Below are 20,512 nucleotides of genomic sequence, written 5' to 3' on the forward strand. Positions count from 1 at the left end.
GTCGGACGCGGCGCGAGTATATTGACTCCATGCCCAACCTGCCTGCGTCATGGCTTTCGCGGTGGTGCGCCCGCCTGCCCAGCCAATGCGCCGTCTGCCGCCGCTGGCCCGCGCAGCGCCTGTGCCCGGACTGCTGCGCACGGTGGGCCCGCCCCCTGCCCCGATGCCACCGCTGCGCCATGCCTTTGCCCGCCCGCCTGGGGGTCTCGCAAGGCAGGGATGCCAGTCCCCGCATCTGCGGTCGCTGCCTGGTCCGGCCACCGCCTCTGTCGCAGTGCCTGGCCGTGCTGGACTACGCCTACCCCTGGCAGGCCGTGATAGGCGACTTCAAGTTCCGCGGTGACACGGGGCTGGCGCACAGCCTGGCCGCCTTGCTGCTGGAGCAGTCCGCGGTGCGCGAGCAACTCGACGGCTGCGACATGCTGCTGCCCATGCCGTTGTCGCCCCAGCGCCTGCGCGAGCGCGGCTTTCACCAGGCCCTGCTGCTGGCCCGCGCCCTGGCCGCCCGCAGCGGGCCCATGGCCGGCAAGCTGCGCCCCCATGCGGTGCAGCGCAGCCATACGGAGCATGCCCAGCATGATCTTCCCCGCAGTGCGCGCCTGCGCCAGCTGCGCAAGGTGTTCAGGGTACCGCCGTCCGAGCTGCGCCATGTGCGGGGCCGCAGAATCCTGCTGATCGATGACGTGATGACCACGGGTGCCAGCCTGCATGCGCTGGCCACCTGCCTGCGGGGTGCGGGCGCGGCCGACATCGGCGCCCTGGTGCTGGCACGCACGCCCTGACCGCCAGACGCTCCCCCGGCGCGAGCGTGTACGAGCACGGGCGCGAGACAATACGCACCATGTTCCATATCGTCCTCGTCGCGCCGGAGATCCCGCCCAACACCGGCAATGTGATCCGCCTGGCCGCCAATACCGGCTGCAGCCTGCACCTCATCGAGCCACTGGGCTTTTCCATGGAAGACCGCCTGATGCGCCGCGCGGGACTCGACTACCACGAGTACGCATCCGTGCGCCGCCATGCCGGCTGGCAGGCCTTCCTCCAGGACTGCCAGCCCGAACGCGGCCGCATGTTCGCCATGACCACGCACAGCAGCAGCCCCGCGCATGCGATCCGGTTCGAGGCCGGGGACTGGCTGGTCTTCGGCTCGGAAAGCAAGGGGCTGCCCCCCGAGGTGCGCGAGCAATTTCCGCCGCGGCAGCGCCTGCGCCTGCCCATGCTGCCGCAGCAACGCAGCCTGAACCTGTCCAATGCCGTGGCCGTCACGGTGTTCGAGGCCTGGCGCCAGCACCAGTTCGCTGGCGCAGCCCTGGCGGAAACCGCCCCCGGCACGCCGTGAGCAGATGGCCAGCGGGCCAGGGAAAGTTCCCCGGCGATTGTTTCGACGATTGAAAAAGCGCATTGCCAATCCGAGGGTTTTTCCTGATTCCAGACCGTCCTACATTTGATCCATGGGCTCTCCGTTACCAAGCGATTTCCGCAAGGAACGCCCTGTCCCAGAAACAAAACAAAGGACTTGCATCATGAAGAACACCCGCCGTTTTGCCATCCTGGCCGCGCTCGCCGTCTCCGCCGTGGCTGCCCAGGCCGCAGGCTTCGACTATGCCGACAACAGCAGCTACCCACCCGAAGTCAAGACGCAGAGCACGCTGACCCGTGCCCAGGTCATCGCCGACCTGAAGGCCGCTCAGGCCAACGGCACCATGCCCTCGGTGGCCGAAGGCTATCTGCCGATCGAGAACACCGCAGCCTCCAGCGTGAGCCGCGATGAAGTGCGACGCGAAGCCGCTGCCGCAGAGCGCGCCGGCCAGCTCGACTTCGGCGCCTGAGCCCGGCCCCTCCCCGCAAACGCTGCCACCACGCAGCCAGCCCGCAGATCCCGTCTGCGGGCTTTTTTTCATTCAGGCGCGCTCAAGCCGCCGCGCCATAGTTGCGGGCCACGGACTCGGCCACGCAGACCGGCTTGTCGGCGCCCTCGCGCTCCACGGTCACCAGCCAGGTCATCTGCAGGCCGCCGGGCTCGATGGGCTCGGCCTGCTGCAAGGTCAGTCGCGCGCGCAGCCGGCTGCCAACAGGCACGGGCGATGTGAAGCGCACGCGGTTGAGGCCGTAGTTCACCCCCATCTGGGCGCCTTCGATGCGAAAGCAGCTCTGGAAGAACTGGGGGATCAGGGACAGCGTCAGGAAGCCGTGGGCGATGGGCGCGCCGAAGGGCCCCTTGGAGGCGCGCTCGGGATCCACATGGATCCATTGCTGGTCGCCCGTGGCATCGGCGAACAGCTGCACCTGCTGCTGGGTGATGGTGATCCAGTCGCTGACGGCAACCTCCTGCCCAATGCAGGAGCGCACTTCGGAATAGGAATGGAAGGTTTTCATGGCCCCAATGTAGGGGCCTGCGCCGCACGGACCATGTCGGCCACGCGACAACCCAGGGTTAGCCCCGGGAGGACCTCAACGCGAGGCGCGCTGCACGAAGAACAGGCCCGTGCCCACCGCCATCAGCAACGCACCGAAGACCTTGTTCTGGCTGCGCACCGCGCGAGCGCTTCGCATGAAGCCACGCAGCGCGCTGGCGCTGGCCGCATAGCCGTGCATGACCATGGTGTCCACGGCCAGCATGGTGGCCGCCAGGATCAGCAACTGCAGCCACAACGGGCGGGTGGTGGTCATGAACTGGGGCAGCACGGCCACCATGAAAATGATGCCCTTGGGATTGGTGGCATTGGTCAGGAAGCCCGTGAGCACGCGGCGGCGCACGCTGAGCTCGGGCATGGCGTCCTGGGCCGCCATCGGCGCGGCACCCGAGCGCCACTGGGTGATGCCCAGGTAGATCAGGTAGCAGGCGCCGACGATCTTGACCGCGTTGAATGCCCACTCGGACGCCAGCAGCAGCGAGCCCACGCCCGCGCCCGCGATCAGCAGGATGGTCAGCAGGCCCAGCTGCAGGCCGAAGATGGTGGCGCTGCTCTTGCGCACACCGTAGGACAGGCCGTGGCTCATGGACAGCACGGCGCCCGAGCCCGGGGAGACCGCAATGATCCAGCAGGCCACAAAGTAGGCGATCCAAGTATGCCAATCCATGCCAAACACCTCAAGAATAGAAAGCAGCCCGCCATCTTAAGACCGCGACGTGGTTCCGGTGGGCGGGCCGCACAAAGCCGGAGCAGGCGGTGATGCATTCGGTGGCAATTTTTGATCCTGTCGGAAAGCTGACCCGGCTGTGAGAGTGACACAATCAATGATCCCAGGGAAAACACCAATCCAAACACCCCCATGGAACACAGCGCCCCCATCTGGCTGACCTACGGCTTCATCTACCTGACGGCCGCCGTGCTGGCCGTTCCCATCGCACGCGCTCTCGGATTGGGCGCCATCATCGGCTACCTCGGTGCGGGGATTGCCATGGGTCCCTGGGGACTGTCACTGGTAAGCAATGTTGATGACATTCTGCATTTCGCCGAATTCGGCGTGGTGCTGATGCTGTTCGTCATCGGGCTAGAGCTGCAGCCCAGCCGTCTGTGGGAGATGCGCCGCCCCATCCTGGGCTGGGGGCTGGCGCAGATGCTGGCCTGCACGGGCGTGCTGTTCCTGGCCGGCTGGGCCTTCGGCTTCTCATGGCGCGTGAGCCTGATCGCGGGCATGGGGCTGGCGCTGTCGTCCACGGCCATCTGCCTGCAGGTCATGGCCGAGCGCAACCTGATGCGCACGCCCAGCGGGCAGGCCGGCTTTTCCATCCTGCTGTTTCAGGACGTGGCTGCCATCCCCATCCTCGCCCTGATTCCCATCCTGGGCGCCGTCAAGGCCGCCCATGCCACGCACAGCGACAGCCACCTGTGGCTGCAGGTGCTCAAGACCGTGGGCACCATCGCGGCCGTGGTCGTGGGCGGCCGGCTGCTGCTGCGCCCGCTGCTGCGCTGGATCGCACGCAGCCGCACGCCCGAGATCTTCACGGCGACCTCGCTGCTGCTGGTGGTGGGAATCGCCATGCTGATGGTGCAGGTGGGCCTGTCCATGGCGCTGGGCGCCTTCCTGGCCGGCGTGCTGCTGGCCGACAGCGAATACCGCAGCGAGCTGGAGACCAATATCGAGCCTTTCAAGGGCCTGCTGCTGGGCCTGTTCTTCATGGCCGTGGGCATGAGCATCGACTTCGGCGTGCTGCTGCGCGCGCCCTGGGCCATGGCGGCCATGGTGCTGGGCTTCCTGACGCTCAAGGCCGCCATGCTCTACACGCTGGCCCGCGTGATGAAGCTGCCCTGGCGCGAGCGCCCGGTGTTCACGCTGCTGCTGGCCCAGGGCGGGGAGTTCGCCTTCGTGGTGTTCCAGACCGCGGCCCAGTACAAGGTCTTTCACCACAGCATCTCGTCCATGCTGGTGGCGGCCGTGGCCCTGTCCATGCTGATCGGCCCGCTGGTGCTGGTGCTGCTGGACAGGCTGCTGCTCAAGCGCTTCGCCGACATGAAGGACTGCCAGGCCGACCCTGCGGCCCAGGCCGCCAGGGCGCATGAGATCTCCGAGCCCCAGGAGGCGCAGATCATCATCGCGGGCTTCGGCCGCTACGGTCAAATCGTGGCGCGCGTGTTGCTGGCCCAGGGCATTCCGGCCACCATCCTCGACCACAGCGTGGAGATGCTGGAGGTGGCACACACCTTCGGCTACCGCGTGTTCTTCGGCGATGCCACGCGCATGGACCTGCTGCGCATCGCGGGCGCCGACAAGGCACGCGTTCTGGTCATCGCCGTGGACTCTTCCGAGCAGTCGCTGAAGATCGCCAGCCGCGTGCGCAAGCGTTTCCCCCATCTGGAGATCGTCGCGCGTGCGCGCGACATGGCCCACTGGTACCAGCTGCGCGACCTGGGCGTGCGCCACGTCGAACGCGAAGTGTTCGAGTCCAGCCTGGTCTCGGCGCGCACAGTGCTTGAGCTGGCGGGCCACAGTCCCGCCGAGGCCCTGCGCACCACGACGCGCTTTCGCGAGCACAACCTCGAACTGATAGCGCGCATGTACCCCCACCACAAGGACCAGGCCCAGCTCATCGCCGTGGCCCGGCAGGGGCGCCAGCAGCTGGTCGAACAGATGGCCAAGGAACGGCAGGAGGCACAGGAGCAGGAACGCCACGCCACCAAGGACGACGGACAGGCCTGAAACTCAGGCCGCGCCCAGCGCGCGCAGCATGTGTTCCACGAAATGCGCGAGCTTGGGCAGTTGGCGCCGATCGGGCAGATAGACCAGATGCACCGGGCGCGGCAGCGGCACGCAATCCTGCAGCACAGCCACGAGCCGGCCCGCCGCCATGTCATCGGCCAGCAGCACCTGCGGCTGCAGGATCAGGCCCAGGCCACGCACGGCGGCATGGCGCAAGCTTTCACCGCTGTTGCAGCGCAGCCTGGCTTCATCGGGCCAGGGGGCAGAGGCATCGCCGTCACGCAGTATCCACTCGGAGCGGCGCTGCCAGACCGCATAGCTGAGGCAGTCATGCCGCGCCAGGTCGGCAACGCTGCGGGGCTGGCCGCGCCGGCGCAGATAGGCTGGCGCCGCCGCGATCACCATGCGGTAAGGCGCCAGTGGCCGCGCCACGAGGCCGTCCCCGCCCACCGGGCCGATGCGCACGGCCGCGTCGATGTTCTCGCCCACCAGGTCGGCCATGCCGTCGCTCAGCAACAGGTCCACGCGCACCTGCGGATGGGCCAGTTGGTAGTCGGCCACCAGCGGCGCGACCACATGGTTGCCCAGCGTGACAGGCGCGCTGATGCGCAACAGGCCCTGCGGCGCGCTGCGGCTGCGCTCCACGGCCGATTCGGCCCAGCGCAATTGCTCCAGGACCTGCCGGCTGTCCTCATAGAAGTTGCGGCCCACCTCGGTCAGGCTCTGGCGCCGCGTGGTGCGCTGGAGCAGGCGCGCGCCCAGGTGCGCCTCCAGTTGCTGCACATGCTTGCCCACCATCACGGCCGAGATGTCCAGCTGGCGCGCGGCCGCCGCGAAACTGCCTGCCTCGACCACGGCCCTGAAGACCTCCATATTGCGCAGTCTGTCCATGGATTACAAACCAATGATTAACAGTACAAAAATAATTCGCTACTTTATGGCATTAGTGATTTGCAAAACACTGGAGGCCTGTTCACTCCTTCAGAAAGAAGACTGCATGAAGATCCTGCTCCTGGGTGCCTCCGGCACCATCGGCCGCGCCGTCCACGCCCTGCTGGCCCCGCGCCATGACATCGTCACCGTGGGCCGCAGCAGCGGCGACCTGCGCGCCGACTTCACGCGGCCCGAGACGCTGCAGGCCATGTTCGAGGCGGCAGGTCCCGTGGACGCCATCGTGAGCACGGCCGGTGGCCTGCACTTCGGGCCGCTGTCCGAGATGACGGCCGAACAGTTCGACAGCGGCCTGCAGGACAAGCTGCTGGGCCAGGTTCGGCTGGCGTTGCTGGGCCAGCGGTTTCTGCGCGACGGCGGCTCCATCACGCTGACCAGCGGTGTCATCGCCAAAGAGCCCATCCGCCACGGCGCCAATGCATCGGCGGTAAACGCCGCCATCAACGGCTTCGTCGCGGGGGCCGCCGTGGACCTGTCACGCGGCCTGCGCATCAATGCCGTCAGTCCCACGCTGCTGACCGAGTCGGCCGAGGCGTACGGAGCGATCTTCCCGGGCTTCGAGACCGTGCCCGCCGCCCGCGTGGCCCTGGCCTACCAGCGCAGTGTCGAAGGCGCCCAGACCGGCAGGGTGTACGAGGTGCTTTGACGGTGCTCGCGCCGGGCCCGCCAAAGTCCTTGCAGGCCCATGAACATGGGCTGCGTGCTACGCTGCGCGCCACCATGTTCAACCCCACCCAAGCCGATGTGCGGCGCTTTTTCTGCGGCGTGCGCACCAAGATGCTGAACGGCGCGCCGATGGAGGCCATAGAGACGCTGGCCAGTCTCTGGATCGCCGAGCACCCCGAGTATTTCGACGACCTCGCCGACGTGGACGCCGCCCTGCTGCGCGACTACGATGCCACGCCCGGCGTCACCAACCCCTTCCTGCACCTGTCCATGCACCTGTCCATCAGCGAGCAGTGCAGCATCGACCAGCCGCGCGGCATACGCCAGGCCGTGGAGTTGCTCAGCCGCCGCCTGGACTCGTTGCACGACGCTCACCACGCCACCATGGAATGCCTGGGCCAGATGCTCTGGGAGAGCCAGCGTTCGGGCCGCCCGCCGGATGGCGAGGCCTACATCGCCGCCGTGCAGCGCCGCGCCACCAGCGACGGCGCTAAGGCCACGGGCGGCGCATAGTCCCGGCCGTTCAGCGCCCCAAGGCAAAGCCCGAAACAAAGCCCGCAATTGCGGGCTTTTGCTTTGGAGGAAAGGCGCGACCTACTGCGATTTCTGGCCGAGGCGGAAGTGGGGCTGGGGCAGGGTCTGCAGCTCGCCATCGAGGCTGCCGATGTAGTTGGCCAGCGCCTTGAGTTCGCTGTTGGTGAACTGCTTGGCAATGCCGGCCATCACGCCGTTGCTGCGGCCGATGTGGGGGTTGCCTTCGGTCTTGTAGGACTTCAGGGCGGAGTACAGATAGTCCGCATACTGGCCTGCCACCTTGGGGTAGCTGGGGTCGATGGGCTTGGAAAAACCCTGGCCATGGCAGGACACGCAGGCGCCCTTTTGCAGCAGTGCCGCGACCTGGGTGCTGGGTTCACGGACCTTGGCATCAGCGGCCCTGACGTTGCCGTGCTCGGCGTAGTAGGCCGCCACATCGGCCATGTCCTGCTCGGTCAGGGGATCGGCGATGCCGCGCATGGTGGGGTGCTTGCGCTCGCCCTTCTGGTAGGCCTGCAGGGCGGCCACGATGTAGGGCGCGCCCTGGCCTGATATCTTGGGAACCTTGTACACCTCGGGGAAGCTGGCCTGGTAGCCCTGGATGCCATGGCAGCCTATGCACATGGCGATCTTGCCCTCCCCTGCCTTCGCATCTCCCTTGCCTTGCTGAGCCTGCGCCAGGGGGGTCACAGATGCGACAGCCAGCGCCAATACCGTGGTCAAAGTTTTTATCATTTTGCGCGCACAATCCTTCAAGAGTTCTGACGGATGCCTAATGCTTTGCGGGTAGCGCGAACGATTATGGCAGTCGACGTCCAGCCTCCCCATCAATACTTACGCTGATACCGCCCATGAAATTTCAAGGTTCCGAGAACTACGTCGCCACCCAGGATTTGATGCTCGCGGTGAATGCCGCGGCGACCTTGCAGCGCCCGCTGCTGGTCAAGGGAGAGCCCGGCACGGGCAAGACCATGCTGGCCGAGGAAGTGGCCTCAGCGCTGGACATGCCGCTGCTGCAGTGGCACATCAAGTCCACCACCAAGGCCCAGCAAGGCCTGTACGAATACGACGCCGTCAGCCGCTTGCGCGACTCGCAGCTGGGCGACGAAAGGGTCAAGGACATCCACAACTACATCGTCAAGGGCGTGCTGTGGCAGGCCTTCACGGCGGACCGTCCCGTGGCGCTGCTGATCGACGAGATCGACAAGGCCGACATCGAATTCCCGAACGACCTGCTGCGCGAGATCGACCGCATGGAGTTCTACTGCTACGAGACGCGCGAGATGATCCGCGCCAAGCACCGTCCGCTGGTGTTCATCACCTCGAACAACGAGAAGGAACTGCCCGACGCCTTCCTGCGCCGCTGCTTCTTCCACTACATCAAGTTCCCCGACGCGGACACCATGCGCCAGATCGTGGCCGTGCATTTCCCCAAGCTCCAGGGCGAGCTGCTGGCCGCGGCGATGAAGGTCTTCTACGACGTGCGCAACCTGCCGGGCCTCAAGAAAAAGCCCTCGACCAGCGAGCTGATCGACTGGCTCAAGCTGCTCGTGGCCGAGGAGATTCCCGTGGAGTCGCTGCAGACGGCCGAGGGCAAGGTCTCCGTGCCGCCGCTGGTGGGTGCCCTGCTCAAGAACGAGCAGGACGTGAGCCTGTTCGAGAAGCTGGTCTTCATGAACCAGCGCAACCGCTGAGGCCGGGCCATGTCCGACAACGAACGCCCCGACAACACCGGCGCTCGGGTGCCGGCCATCACCGGCCAGGTGACCACCATCCCCGTGGCCGGTGCCGTCGCCCACCCGGGCTTCGTGCAGCCCGTGGTCATGCGCTTCAACGGCGTGCGACTGGAGCCCCTGGCCCTGAGCCACGAAGCGGGTCTGCGCGAGGCCGTGCAGGACGGGCAACTGTGGCGCATCCGCGTGACCTCCGCCCCCGAGCCGGGTGACGTGCGCGCCTACATCGAGGCTGCGCTGGAGCAGCGCAGCCAGGGCAAGCGCTTCGCGTTTGCCGTGCTCGACGACGACAGCGGCCGCGTGCTGGGCACCAGCAGCTACCACGACATCCTGCCCGAGGTGCGCCGCGTGGAGATCGGCTACACCTGGTATGCGCGCAGCGTGCAGCGCACGCATGTCAACACCTCGGCCAAGCTCATGCTCATGGGCCATGCCTTCGACACGCTGGCCTGCCATGTCGTGGGCTGGCGCACGGACTGCTTCAACTTCGCCAGCCAGCGCGCCATCGAGCGCCTGGGCGCGAAGAAGGACGGTGTGATCCGAGGCCATGCGCTGCGCCGCGACGGCAGCATCCGCGACACCGTCATGTACAGCCTGCGCAGCGGCGAGTGGCCCGAGTCGCGCGCCCAGCTGCTGGACCAGTTGCAGCGCCATGCGGACGGCGGCAGCGCCGTGGCACGCACATGAAGGCGCGCACCGCCGGCCTTGGGGAGATGCCATGCTGATCGACTTCTTCTACACCATGCGCGCGGCCAAGCTGCCCGTCTCGGTCAAGGAGTTCCTGACCCTGCTGGAGGCCCTGGAGGCCGGCGTGGTCGGCCCCGCGAGCGAGGATGCCTGGAGCCTGGACGACTTCTACCACCTGGGCCGCACCGTGCTGGTCAAGGACGAAAAGCACTACGACAAGTACGACCGCGCCTTCGCCGCCTACTTCAAGGGCGTGGAGATGGTGGCCGACCTCACGCGCGACATTCCCCAGGACTGGCTCAGGAAGCTGCTGGAGCGCGAACTCACGCCCGAGCAGAAGGCTGCCATCGAGGCCATGGGCTGGGACGAACTGATGGACACGCTCAAGAAGCGCCTGGAGGAGCAAAAGGAACGCCACGAGGGTGGCAACAAGTGGATAGGCACGGGCGGCACCAGCCCTTTCGGCCACGGTGGCTACAACCCGGCCGGCGTGCGCATCGGCGGGCCGGGCCGCAACAAGAGCGCCGTCAAGGTCTGGGAGCAGCGCGCCTACCGCGACTACGACGACACGCAGGAGCTGGGCACGCGCAACATCAAGGTCGCGCTGCGCCGGCTGCGCAAGTTCGCGCGCGAGGGCGGCGAGCTGGAGCTGGACCTGCCCGACACCATCCGCAGCACGGCCGCCAACGCGGGCTACCTGGACATCAAGATGATCCCGGAGCGCCACAACAACGTGAAGGTGCTGCTGCTCATGGATGTGGGCGGCACCATGGACGAGCATGTGCAACGCGTGGAGGAGCTGTTCTCGGCCGTCAAGAGCGAGTTCAAGCACCTGGAGTTCTACTACTTCCACAACTGCGTCTACGACTTCATGTGGAAGAACAACCGCCGCCGCTTCGCCGAGAAGTTCCCGACCTGGGACATCATCCGCAAGTACAACAAGGACTACAAGCTGATCTTCGTGGGCGATGCCACCATGAGCCCCTACGAGATCCTGCAGCCCGGCGGCAGCGTGGAATACATGAACGAGGAGCCCGGCGCCGAATGGCTGCAGCGCCTGACCCATGCCTTCCCGCGCTTTGCCTGGATCAACCCCGAGCCCCCCGGCGTCTGGCAGTACCGCCAGAGCATCAGCATCGTGCAGCAGCTCATGGGCAACCGCATGTACCCTTTGACACTCAAAGGTCTGGAAGACGCGATGCGCCTGCTGTCAAAATAGGCCGATGCCCAAGCTCCCCCCCGCAACTGCGCCGGCCCGAGGGCCGGCGTTTTTGTTCCTGCTGAGTGCAGCCCTGATGCTCGGTGGCTGCAGCCTCCTGCCCTCCAAGGACGAGGAAACAGACCCGTCGCTGGTGACCGAAGCCACCGGAGACCCGGCCTTTTCCCTGGTCGTCGATGCCCCCAAGGAAGTACGCGAGCTGCTGGAAAAGCACCTCGAACTGCGCCGCTACCGCTACCAGAGCGATCTGCAGCGGCGCGAACTCACGCGCCTGCTGGGCGCCACCGATGCCAACGTGCGCGATCTGATCGGCACGCTGGGCTACTTCAGCCCCACGGTCACGGTAGAGATCAAGGAGACGCCCGACTCCGGGGAGGCGCCGCTGGAGGTCACCGTCAAGGTGGACCCCGGCGAGGCGGCCACCATCGCACGCAGCCAGCTGCGTTTTGCCGGCGTCAACGCCGACGACCCCGACGGTGCCTCGCAGCGCGCCACCATCGAAAGCCAGTGGCCGCTGCAGCCCGGCCAGCGCTTCAGCCAGTCCGCCTGGGGCCAGGCCAAGAGCCAGGGCCTGCGCACCCTGCAATCGAGGCGCTACCCGCTGGCGCGCATCGACTCCAGCCTGGCCGACATCGACGCCGACACGCACGAGGCCGACGTCAGCGTGGCCTACGCGCCCGGCCCGGCCTACACCTTCGGCCCGCTGCGCATCGAAGGCGCCCAGCGCTACGACCCCGTGGGCACGGCGCGCATCGCCCGCCTGCCCGAAGGCGAGGAATACGACCAGACCGCCCTGGTCGATGCCCAGTTGCGCCTGGCCAGCAGCGGCTACTACGACTCGGTCTTCCTCACGCTGGCAGATGTGCCGCAGCAGGGCGAAAGCGCCACCGAGGACGAGGAGGCCATCAAGCGCAAGGGTGCCCAGGTGACCACCCCCGTCATCGCCCAGGTGCGCGAGGCCCAGTTGCAAAAATGGGTCTTCGGCGTGGGCATGAGCACGGACACCGGCCCGCGCCTGAGCGTGGACCACATCCACAACCGCCTGCCCTGGCTGGGCTGGCGCGCCGTCACGCGCATGCGCTTCGACCGCAAGAACCCGCTGATCTCCACGCAGTGGACCGCCCTGCCCGATGAAACCCTGTGGCGCTGGTTCACCACGGCCAAGGCCGAGCGCGCACCCTCGGGCGACTTCGATGTCAACAGCCTGCAGCTGCGCGCCGGCCGCACCAAGTCCGAGGACCACATCGACCGCAACTACTACCTGCAGTACGACTACGCCAAGACCCAGGGCGAGGGCGCGCCCCCCTCCAGCTCGTCGGTCACGGCCAACTACGGCTGGACCGGGCGCTACTTCGACAGCACGCTGGCGCCCTCCTCGGGCTTCGGCTTTGCCTGGGAGGTGGGCGCGGGCACCACGCTCACGCCCCAGCGCACGCCGTTCGGTCGCGTCTCGGGCCGCTGGCTCAGCCTGATTCCCATCGGCGAGGTCGATCCCGAAACCAAGCGCCGCAGCCGCCTGGCGCTGCGCGCATCGGGCGGCGCCTTGCTGGCACGCAAGGATGCCGACCTGCCCGTCACGCAACTGTTCATCACCGGCGGCGACAACACCGTGCGCGGCTACGGCTACCAGAGCATCGGCGCGCGTACCGACAGCGGCAAGGTCATCGGCGGGCGCTACATGGCCGTGGGCAGCATCGAATGGCAGCGGCCCATCGTCATCAAGGGCAACACCCAGGACTGGGAGCACGCCATCTTCCTGGACGCAGGCACCGTCGGCGATGCGCCCGACTCCATGTACATGCGCGTGGGCGTGGGCACCGGCCTGCGCTGGCGCAGCCCCGTGGGCCCCGTGCAGGCCGACATCGCCTGGGGTGCCCAGGAAAAGCAATTGCGCCTGCACCTGCGCCTGGGCTTCAACTTCTGACCATGGTGGATTCCCGTTTGAATACCCCTGCCTCCTCCGCAGCGCCAGACCACAATCCCCCGGCGTCCACTCCTTCGCCGGCACCCCGGCGGCGGCGCTGGCTGCGCGGCCTGCTCTGGTTCTTTCTGGTCCTCGCCGTGCTGCTGGCTGCCTTGCTGGGCTCCGCCTGGTGGTGGAGCGGCCGCGCCGACTCGCTGGCCTACACCTTGCAGCGCGTGGCCGGCTGGCTACCCGCAGGCCAGAGCCTGCAGGCCAAGGAGGTGACCGGCACGCTGCGCCAGGGTGGCCGCATCGGCTGGCTGCAATGGCAAAGCCCCACCATGAAGGTGGAGCTGCAGGACGCCACCATCGGCTGGCAATTGCGCCCCCTGCTGTCGCGCACCGTGCGCCTGGGCGAAGTCCGCATCGCCGAGCTGAGCATTGCCAGCACGCCAGATCCCGAGGACAAGAAACCCGTCGAGCCGCTGCAGCAGCTCGTGCTGCCCGTGAAGATCGACGTGCCCTTCCATGTGGAGCGCATCGTCTGGCAAGGTCCGCCCCAGGCCGAGGTACTGGGCCTGCAAGGCCACTACGTCTATGACGGCAGCGAGCACCAGCTCGACGTGCGCGACCTGCAATGGGCCGATGGCAACTACCAGGCCAGGCTGCGCCTGCAGGCCCGCGCGCCCATGGCCATCCAGGCCGAGCTGCAGGGCGACCTGCAGGCGCCCGCCCTGGCTTCGGACGACGAGTCCTCCGCAGCCAAGGCCCCCAAACCCGCACCGCTGGCGGTGCAGGCCAAGGCACGGATCGACGGCACCCTGGCCACCGCCGCTGCGCAACTGGGCATCAAGCTCCAGGCAGATGCCAAGCCCGGGACGGTGTCCGAGGAAACGCCTGCCCCTCCCGCCGTGCAGAAATCCGCCAAGGCCCATGGCAAGAACGGCAAGGCCAGGGAGCACAAGGAAGCCGCCCCCGCATCCGAACCCATGCATGCGGACATCGAGGCCAGCATCCAGCCCTGGCGGCCCCAGCCGCTGCAGACCGCGCGTGCGCAGCTCAGCCAGCTCGACATCGCCGCCTTCTGGCCCCAGGGCCCGCGCACCCGCATCAGCGGCGAATTGCAGGCCGGGCCGGATGGCAAGGCCGCTGATACAGCCCAGGCACCAGTCACGGCACCCGCCACTGAACAGTCATCGGACCAGGCACCAGGCTCGGCCATCGCCACCACCGCCTGGCAGCTGACGACACGCCTGAACAACGCCATGCCCGGACCCTGGGACCGCCAGCGCCTGCCGCTGGACCAGATCGAGGCCTCGGTGCGCTACGACGGCCAGCAGTGGCTGCTGGAGCAGGTGCAGATCGCCATAGGCCCGGGCAGCATCGACGCCCAGGGCCGCTTCGAGCCCGCCACCAAGGTCTTCGAAGGCCAGGCCAAGGTCCAGCGCCTGGACCCCGCCGCGCTCTACAGCATCCTGGAGGCCGCACCGCTGCAGGGCGAGCTGCGCGCCAGCGCCACGGCAGAGCAGCAGGTGGAATTCAGCGTGGACATCCAGGCTGCCACGCCCGCAGGCGGCAAGCGCCAGCCCCTGCGCATCGAGAAGCTCGCCACCAAGGGCCGCTGGGCCCAGCCCGTGCTGTCGCTGGAGAACCTGCAGCTCGATGCGCTGCAGGCCTCGGTGCGCAGCCGCAGCCTGCAGTTCGACACCGAACAGCAAAAGCTGCAGACCGTGCTGAAGGCCGAGCTGCCCGGCGCCGAGCTCTCGCTGGACGGCCACATCAGTCCCGCCGCAGGCCAGGGCAGCAGCCAGCTCAAGCTGTCCTCGCTGACCGCCCTCACGCAGTGGCTGCGCAAGCTACCCGGCATGAAAGACCCGCTGGCCGGCGCCCTGCTCGAAGGCCAGGCCCGGCTGGACGCCAGCTGGCGCGGCGGCTGGGGCGCCCTGCAAAAGCGCATGAAGGCCGCCGTGGGCGACCCGCTGCCCGCCAGCGGCCTGCAACTGCAGGCCGACCTGCAGGCCGCCAAGCTGCGCTACCTGCCCGCCAACACGCCGCCCGAACAGGCGCTGGAACTGCCCGAATTGCGCCTGGCCCTCAAGGGTTCGCCCGAGCAGGCCAGCCTGACCCTCACCGGCCAGGCGAAGCGCGCCACGCAGACCGCGCAGATCGATACGGCCCTGCAGGCCGGCCTGGTCACCGCGCGCGGTGCCGCGCCCCTGGACTGGCAGGCCAGCATCGACAAACTGCAGGCCCGGCTGAACCCGGGCCAGGACCTGCCCGGCCCATGGCAGCTGCAACTGGCGGGCAACCAGCCCGTACGGATCGCCCAGCGCACCACGGGCCGCACCGTGCTGTCCACCACATTCACGGCATCGGCCGGCAGCCTGCAGGTCACGCCGCCCACGCTGGCCCAGCGCCGCGCCAATGCCGAGGCGCCCCAGCCCGTGCTGCTGGCCTGGGACGACACCCGCGCCACCCAGGGCGGCGACGGCCGCTGGGCCCTGCGCAGCACCGGCCGCGCGCAGGCCCTGCCGCTGGCCTGGGTCGATGCCCTGTCCATGGCCGAGGAGCCTCCGCTGGCCGCCATGGGCCTGAGTGGCGACCTGAGCTTCAATGCCCGCTGGGACCTGGACTCCACCGGCCCTGCGCTCAAGGCCGAACTGCTGGTCGAGCGTGCAGCCGGCGACCTGCGCCTGGCCGTGGAAGACGGCTCGGGCACCACCGTCATCCACACCACCGGCCCGCGCTCCGGCAAGCCCGGCGAAGTGCGCACGCATACCGTGCGCGGCGCCGGCATGCGCGCCCACATCAGACAGGCCCGCCTGAGCGTGCGCGCCCAGGGCGACGACGTGCAGGCCAAGCTCGATTGGGACAGCGAACGCGCCGGCACCCTGACGGCCCAGCTGGGCACGCGCCTGGCCCAGCAGAACGGCACCTGGACCTGGCCCGAGAAAGCCCCGCTGTCCGGCCAGATCGACGCCCGCATGCCCGACATCGGCATCTGGGCGCTGTTCGCCCCGCCGGGCTGGCGCGTCACTGGCTCGCTGCAGGCCAAGGCCGAGATCAGCGGCGACCGCCAGAACCCGCAGTGGCAAGGCAACCTCTCTGCGGACGGACTCAGCATCCTGTCCGCGCTGGACGGCATCGACCTGCAAGACGGCGTGCTGCGCGCCCGCCTGCAAGGCAACCGGCTGGACCTGACCGAACTGCGCATGCAGGGCGGGCGCGGCAGCAATGCGCGCATCCTGGGCTACAGCGGCAACCTCACCACGGCCCCGCGCGAAGGCGGCGAACTCACGGGTTCGGGCTTCGTGCGCTGGGACCCGCCCAACGCCGATGGCAGCAACTCCGGCCTGAGCATGGACCTGCGCGCCCAGGCCACCAGGCTGCAGGTGCTGGTGCGCGCGGACCGCCAGGTCAGCATCTCCGGCGGCCTGCAGGCCAGGCTGGAGCAAGGCCAGTTCACGCTGCGCGGCGACCTCACCACCGACCGCGCCACCATCATCCTGCCCGAGGAATCGGCACCCTCGCTGGACTCCGACGTGGTCGTGCACTCGGCCGCCTCGCGCAAGGCCGAGGAGGAAGCCGCGCGCAAGCAGCAGCAGGCCGACCGCAAGGCCCAGGCACGTGCCGAGACGCGCAAGCTGCCCGATATCCTCGTCAAGCTCGACCTGGGCCGCGACTTCGCGCTGCAGGGCTACGGCATCACCACCCGCCTGGAAGGTGCGCTGCAGGTCCAGGGCCCCACCGTGGCGGGCGGGCCGCCGCGCATCACGGGCGAAATCCGCACCGTGCAGGGCCGCTACCGCGCCTGGGGCCAGTCGCTGGATGTGGAGACAGGCCTCATCCGCTTCAACGGCCCCTACGCCAACCCCTCGCTGGACATCCTGGCCCTGCGCCCCAACATTGCCGTACGCGCCGGCGTGCAGGTCCAGGGCACGGCCAACGCCCCGCGCGTGCGCCTGTACTCCGACCCCGAGCTGCCCGACGCCGAAAAGCTCTCCTGGGTGGTCATGGGCCGCGACCCGGCCACGGGCGGCGCCGAGAGCGCCCTGCTCCAGCAGGCCGCGCTGTCGCTGCTCAGCGGCGGGCGCAACAACAGCGGCAAGATCGCCAGCAACCTGGGCCTGGACGAGATCGGCTTCAAGGGTCCGGGCGGCGACGGCTCCACCGGTGCCGCACTCACCCTGGGCAAGCGCCTGTCCAGCGACCTCTATGTCACCTACGAGCAAAGCCTCTCGGGCGCCATGGGCACGCTGTACATCTTCTACGACCTCTCGCGCCGCCTCACGCTGCGCGGCCAGACCGGAGAGACCAGCGCAGTGGACCTGATCTACACCGTGCGCAAGGACTGAGCCCCGTCGCCCCGCAGACCGCCTTTGCGGCGGAGCGCGGGGCAGGCCCGCCATGGGTTTACAATCGCGGTTTGCCTCTCTCCGTAGTTCAATGGATAGAACGGACGCCTCCTAAGCGTCAGATACAGGTTCGATTCCTGTCGGAGGGACCATCCGGACGCATCGACAACGATCCGGAAACCCTGCAAACCCGCGTGCCCATGGCATGGCGGGTTTTTTGTTGCCTCGCACGGCACCAGTCCACACCATGACATGCAGACAGGATTGTGGAATCCATCCGGGTCCCCGGAGTACCCCCGCCCAAGTGATGCGGGCATGACAAGGACCGACGAGCCATCCATGACACAGGAAGCCACCGACCCCGCGTCGGATGCCCGATGGACGCAAATCCTCCAACTGCTGGACCACCCGGACATCCGGGGCGACCGGCACAGGCGGCAGCACCACCGGGCACTGACCGCCGAACGCCACAACGTCTTCGAGGCACTGGGCCTTGCCCGCAAGGAGATCTACCACTCCCGCTTCATCGGCTACCTGCTCGATCCCCAGGGACACCACGACCAGGGCGAACGCTTTCTGCGCCCTTTCCTGGCCTGTCTCGGCCTGAACAGCGGTGTCGCGGACGACCTGTCGGCCGCGCGCATCTCCGTCGAGCTGGACACGGCAGGCCACGGCCGCATCGACCTCGTCATCGCGTTGGGCGATGGCACCACCATCGCCATCGAAAACAAGGTGCAGGCCGGCGAGCAGGACCGGCAACTGGAGCGCTACTGGCACTGGCTGAGGAGCCTGGGCAAACCGCAGGACAAGCTGATGCTGGTCTTTCTGACCCCCGATGGCCGGGAAAGTCTGTCGGCCGCACAGGGGGATTGCGTGGTGCGCATGAGCTATGGAGCGCTGGCCACCATCTTCAGCGAAGGCTTGGCGCAGGTACCAGACACGGCGGTGTCTTTGATCGCCACGACCCGGCAGTACATCGCGCTGTGCAAGGCCATGGAGCAAGGAGAGCAGGAAATGCAGGCATTGAACCCCGTCATCACCGAACTGCTGCTGGAGCCCGCCCGGCTGGTCGTTGCGCTGGACCTGCTGGACCACTTGGGCCCGGTGCAGGAACGCATCAGGCAACAGTTCAGGAAGAATGTGCTGAAGGCACTGCAGGCCCGACTGGAGCAACGCCCCGAGATGGCCGCGCACTGGAGCGTCGGTGCCAGCCCGGAGGTGCCCGGCAACTTCGACCTGCTGGGCCTGCTTCCCAGGCGCCCGGTCGCCGGCTGGGGCTACCGCTGCGTGGCCGAGATCTTTTTCACGAAGCCAGGCCATGTCGGGTGGCGACGCCCCGCATGTGAGGATATGAAGGCCCCCGGCGCGCGGCCCTCTGCAGCACTGGAAGACAGGATGCGTGGACCGCATCGCTGGCTTGACGCGTGGTGGCTCAGCGCACGCAGAATCCCCGCCGAGGGTCCCACGAGGCATCTGAGCGGGTGGAACAACGAGAACATCCTGGCCATCCATGCCGACAATCTGAGCACGGGCCATGAAATGGCCCACTGCGTGGCAGACATGGTCTGGACTTGCTTCGAGTCCCATCACAGGGACGTCGCCGTCCTGCAGCCAGTGCTGCCCACGGACCAGGCAACGGCATAGAGAGGCCTCACTCCATCCGGGGAGGCTTCCAGAACGAGCCCCCCAGCACAAAGCTGATGCCCATGAAGACCACAGCCGTCACGAGCGACCAGAGGGCTCCGACCAGGTATCCCAAAAAAACCCAGGGTTCCTCGTGATGCACCAGCACCTCGACGGCCCACAGGCCAAGGCCGGTCACGGCACCGCCCACACCCACCACGACGCCAAACCACCAAATCGCTATCGCCAGTCTTCTGGTCACGACCTTGCCCCATGAAGTAGGTCGGGATGGTGCACAACCCTCGATTTGCCAGTCCGTCACGTCCCTCTGGCCAGAATGGGGCCCGCCAGGCGCGGATGGCACCGCTGTGGCCGAGCATGGAACAACGTGCCCCATGCAGGCGCATGCGCCCTTGACCGTCCACCGACGCGCCATCCCCCCGGCCGGCCGCACCGATCGGGTCACTGCAGAGCGATACCCGATTGCCGCACCAGCTTTTCCGTGCGGGGAATCTCCGTGCGGACGAAGGCCTCGAAGTCGGCCACGCTGCCTCCACGCGCCTCGGCGCCCGTGGCCAGCAGGCGCTCGCGGAACTCAGGCGTGTTCAGCAGCCTGTTGATCTCGGTGTTCAGCCTGGTCACCACGGCGGCCGGTGTGCCATGGCTGGCAACGACGCCATACCACGGCGCGATGTCAAACCCCGGGTAGCCCTGTTCGGCGATCGTCGGGATCTCCGGGGCCATGGCGGCCCGGCCCGCCGTCGACACGCCCAGGGCGCGCAGTTTGCCGGCCTTTACCTGGGGCAGGGCCGTCATGATGGTGTCGAAGTACAGGGACACCTGGCCCGACAACAGTGCAGGGATGGCTTCTGCCGCCCCCTTGTAGGGCACATGCACGATGTCGATGCCCGCCGCCTGGCGCAGGAACTCGCCCGCCATGTGCGATGTCGTGCCTGCGCCGAAGGAAGCGTAGGTCAGCTTGCCGGGATTGGCCTTGGCATAGGCCACCATCTCCGGCAGCGTCCTGAACGGCAGCGCCGGATGGGCCAGCAGCACATTGGGCGTGATGGCCACCATGGCCACCTTCTCGAAGGCGTCCGGATCGTAGCTCAGGCTCTTGTACAGGAAGCGGTTCGTCACCATGGACGCCGGCCCGCTCATCAGCAAGGTGTAGCCATCACCCGGCGCGCGGGCGGCCGTGTCGCTGCCGATCATGGCCGCGGCGCCCGGCTTGTTCTCCACCAGGACGGGCTGTCCCAGCGACTTGCTCAGCCCAGCCCCTACCTGGCGGCTCAAAAGATCCGTGGCCGACCCGGCCTGGAAGGGCACGACGATCCGTATGGGCTTGCTCGGCCAGGGAGAAGCTGCCTGGGCACAGGCTGCGGTGGACGCCACCAGGGCCAGGGTGGACAGCAGGGCCGTGGTCAGGGGAGCGCGGAGGGTTCGGAGGTTCATGGTCGTCATCAAGTTGGAGTGCAGGCATCGCGGGGGAGCAGGTGTTCCGCCGCGACGATGAAATGCATGGATATCTAGATATTTGTATCCAATCCAGCGCGAGACTACCAAGCAATAATCGAACCAGGTCTAGGGAAAACCGCAGCTTGCGATCACCGGACAGGAATGTGCGCGCGTGGCCCGGACCGGACAGGGCCTGGGGCCATGAGGCCTGCCCCCGTAAAATCGGCGAGCCCCCTCCCGG

General features: G+C 67.7%; 18 protein-coding genes and 1 tRNA gene. 13 read left to right on the top strand and 6 right to left on the bottom strand.

The genetic code is table 11. From position 1 onward, the window contains the following. The first annotated feature begins 179 nt into the window (after positions 1–179). The 3 genes from L1Z78_RS22730 (at position 180) to L1Z78_RS22740 (ending at position 1,829) form a co-directional block, all read left to right on the top strand. Positions 180–782, top strand: coding sequence for a ComF family protein (locus tag L1Z78_RS22730; RefSeq protein ID WP_234638604.1), 603 nt, complete (start codon positions 180–182; stop codon positions 780–782). A 59-nt stretch (positions 783–841) separates the two neighbouring features. Continuing rightward, entirely contained in the window at positions 842–1,339 is a 498-nt protein-coding gene (locus tag L1Z78_RS22735) for a tRNA (cytidine(34)-2'-O)-methyltransferase (protein WP_234638605.1), read from the top strand. Between the two features lie 184 nt (positions 1,340–1,523). Next, entirely contained in the window at positions 1,524–1,829 is a 306-nt protein-coding gene (locus L1Z78_RS22740; protein WP_234638606.1) for a DUF4148 domain-containing protein, read from the top strand. 82 nt (positions 1,830–1,911) lie between these two features. Here L1Z78_RS22740 and L1Z78_RS22745 read toward each other — a convergent pair whose 3' ends face one another. Together L1Z78_RS22745 and L1Z78_RS22750 are read right to left on the bottom strand one after the other, a co-directional pair. After that, positions 1,912–2,376 (bottom strand): MaoC family dehydratase, encoded by a 465-nt coding sequence (locus L1Z78_RS22745; protein ID WP_234638607.1) that lies wholly within the window; start codon positions 2,374–2,376, stop codon positions 1,912–1,914. Between the two features lie 75 nt (positions 2,377–2,451). Continuing rightward, positions 2,452–3,081, bottom strand: coding sequence for a LysE family transporter (locus L1Z78_RS22750; protein WP_234638608.1), 630 nt, complete (start codon positions 3,079–3,081; stop codon positions 2,452–2,454). Positions 3,082–3,273: 192 nt separating this feature from the next. On the opposite strand from L1Z78_RS22750, the gene kefC reads away from it, so the two are divergent. After that, positions 3,274–5,142: a glutathione-regulated potassium-efflux system protein KefC gene (gene kefC / locus L1Z78_RS22755; protein ID WP_234638609.1), complete on the top strand. Its 1,869-nt coding sequence runs from the start codon at positions 3,274–3,276 to the stop codon at positions 5,140–5,142. 3 nt (positions 5,143–5,145) lie between these two features. On the opposite strand, the gene L1Z78_RS22760 is transcribed toward kefC, so the two are convergent. Beyond that, positions 5,146–6,033, bottom strand: coding sequence for a LysR family transcriptional regulator (locus L1Z78_RS22760; RefSeq protein ID WP_234638610.1), 888 nt, complete (start codon positions 6,031–6,033; stop codon positions 5,146–5,148). Positions 6,034–6,139: 106 nt separating this feature from the next. On the opposite strand from L1Z78_RS22760, the gene L1Z78_RS22765 reads away from it, so the two are divergent. Both L1Z78_RS22765 and L1Z78_RS22770 read left to right on the top strand, forming a co-directional pair. Continuing rightward, complete coding sequence (locus L1Z78_RS22765; RefSeq protein WP_234638611.1) at positions 6,140–6,739, top strand: short chain dehydrogenase; 600 nt, start codon at positions 6,140–6,142, stop codon at positions 6,737–6,739. Positions 6,740–6,813: 74 nt separating this feature from the next. Beyond that, positions 6,814–7,272 (top strand): DUF1841 family protein, encoded by a 459-nt coding sequence (locus L1Z78_RS22770; protein WP_012203591.1) that lies wholly within the window; start codon positions 6,814–6,816, stop codon positions 7,270–7,272. Positions 7,273–7,353: 81 nt separating this feature from the next. Here the strand turns inward: L1Z78_RS22770 and L1Z78_RS22775 are convergent, their stop codons facing one another. Further along, a complete protein-coding gene (locus tag L1Z78_RS22775; protein WP_234638612.1) occupies positions 7,354–8,028 on the bottom strand; it encodes a c-type cytochrome in 675 nt (224 codons plus the stop codon). A gap of 116 nt (positions 8,029–8,144) precedes the next feature. Between L1Z78_RS22775 and L1Z78_RS22780 the strand changes: the two genes are divergently transcribed. The 7 genes from L1Z78_RS22780 (at position 8,145) to L1Z78_RS22810 (ending at position 18,834) form a co-directional block, all read left to right on the top strand. Then, positions 8,145–8,987: an AAA family ATPase gene (locus L1Z78_RS22780; RefSeq protein ID WP_234638613.1), complete on the top strand. Its 843-nt coding sequence runs from the start codon at positions 8,145–8,147 to the stop codon at positions 8,985–8,987. 129 nt (positions 8,988–9,116) lie between these two features. Continuing rightward, positions 9,117–9,713 carry a GNAT family N-acetyltransferase gene (locus L1Z78_RS22785; RefSeq protein ID WP_234642244.1) on the top strand — a complete coding sequence of 199 codons (597 nt, stop codon included), beginning with the start codon at positions 9,117–9,119 and terminating at the stop codon, positions 9,711–9,713. Between the two features lie 31 nt (positions 9,714–9,744). Further along, positions 9,745–10,932: a vWA domain-containing protein gene (locus L1Z78_RS22790; RefSeq protein WP_234638614.1), complete on the top strand. Its 1,188-nt coding sequence runs from the start codon at positions 9,745–9,747 to the stop codon at positions 10,930–10,932. Between the two features lie 4 nt (positions 10,933–10,936). Beyond that, the gene (locus L1Z78_RS22795; protein WP_418921643.1) at positions 10,937–12,856 is read left to right on the top strand and encodes an autotransporter assembly complex protein TamA; all 1,920 of its coding nucleotides are present in this window, start codon (positions 10,937–10,939) and stop codon (positions 12,854–12,856) included. Positions 12,857–12,858: 2 nt separating this feature from the next. After that, positions 12,859–17,190, top strand: a complete 4,332-nt coding sequence (locus tag L1Z78_RS22800; protein WP_234638615.1) for a translocation/assembly module TamB domain-containing protein — start codon at positions 12,859–12,861, stop codon at positions 17,188–17,190. 77 nt (positions 17,191–17,267) lie between these two features. After that, a tRNA-Arg gene (locus L1Z78_RS22805) sits at positions 17,268–17,342 on the top strand. A gap of 187 nt (positions 17,343–17,529) precedes the next feature. Beyond that, positions 17,530–18,834, top strand: a complete 1,305-nt coding sequence (locus L1Z78_RS22810) for a PD-(D/E)XK nuclease family protein (protein WP_234638616.1) — start codon at positions 17,530–17,532, stop codon at positions 18,832–18,834. Positions 18,835–18,841: 7 nt separating this feature from the next. Here the strand turns inward: L1Z78_RS22810 and L1Z78_RS22815 are convergent, their stop codons facing one another. Together L1Z78_RS22815 and L1Z78_RS22820 are read right to left on the bottom strand one after the other, a co-directional pair. Next, entirely contained in the window at positions 18,842–19,075 is a 234-nt protein-coding gene (locus tag L1Z78_RS22815) for a hypothetical protein (RefSeq protein WP_234638617.1), read from the bottom strand. A gap of 200 nt (positions 19,076–19,275) precedes the next feature. Further along, positions 19,276–20,268 (bottom strand): Bug family tripartite tricarboxylate transporter substrate binding protein, encoded by a 993-nt coding sequence (locus L1Z78_RS22820; protein WP_234638618.1) that lies wholly within the window; start codon positions 20,266–20,268, stop codon positions 19,276–19,278. Positions 20,269–20,512 lie beyond the last annotated feature (244 nt).

The organism is Delftia tsuruhatensis (genome assembly GCF_903815225.1).
GTDB classification, from domain to species: Bacteria; Pseudomonadota; Gammaproteobacteria; order Burkholderiales; family Burkholderiaceae_C; genus Comamonas; species Comamonas tsuruhatensis_A.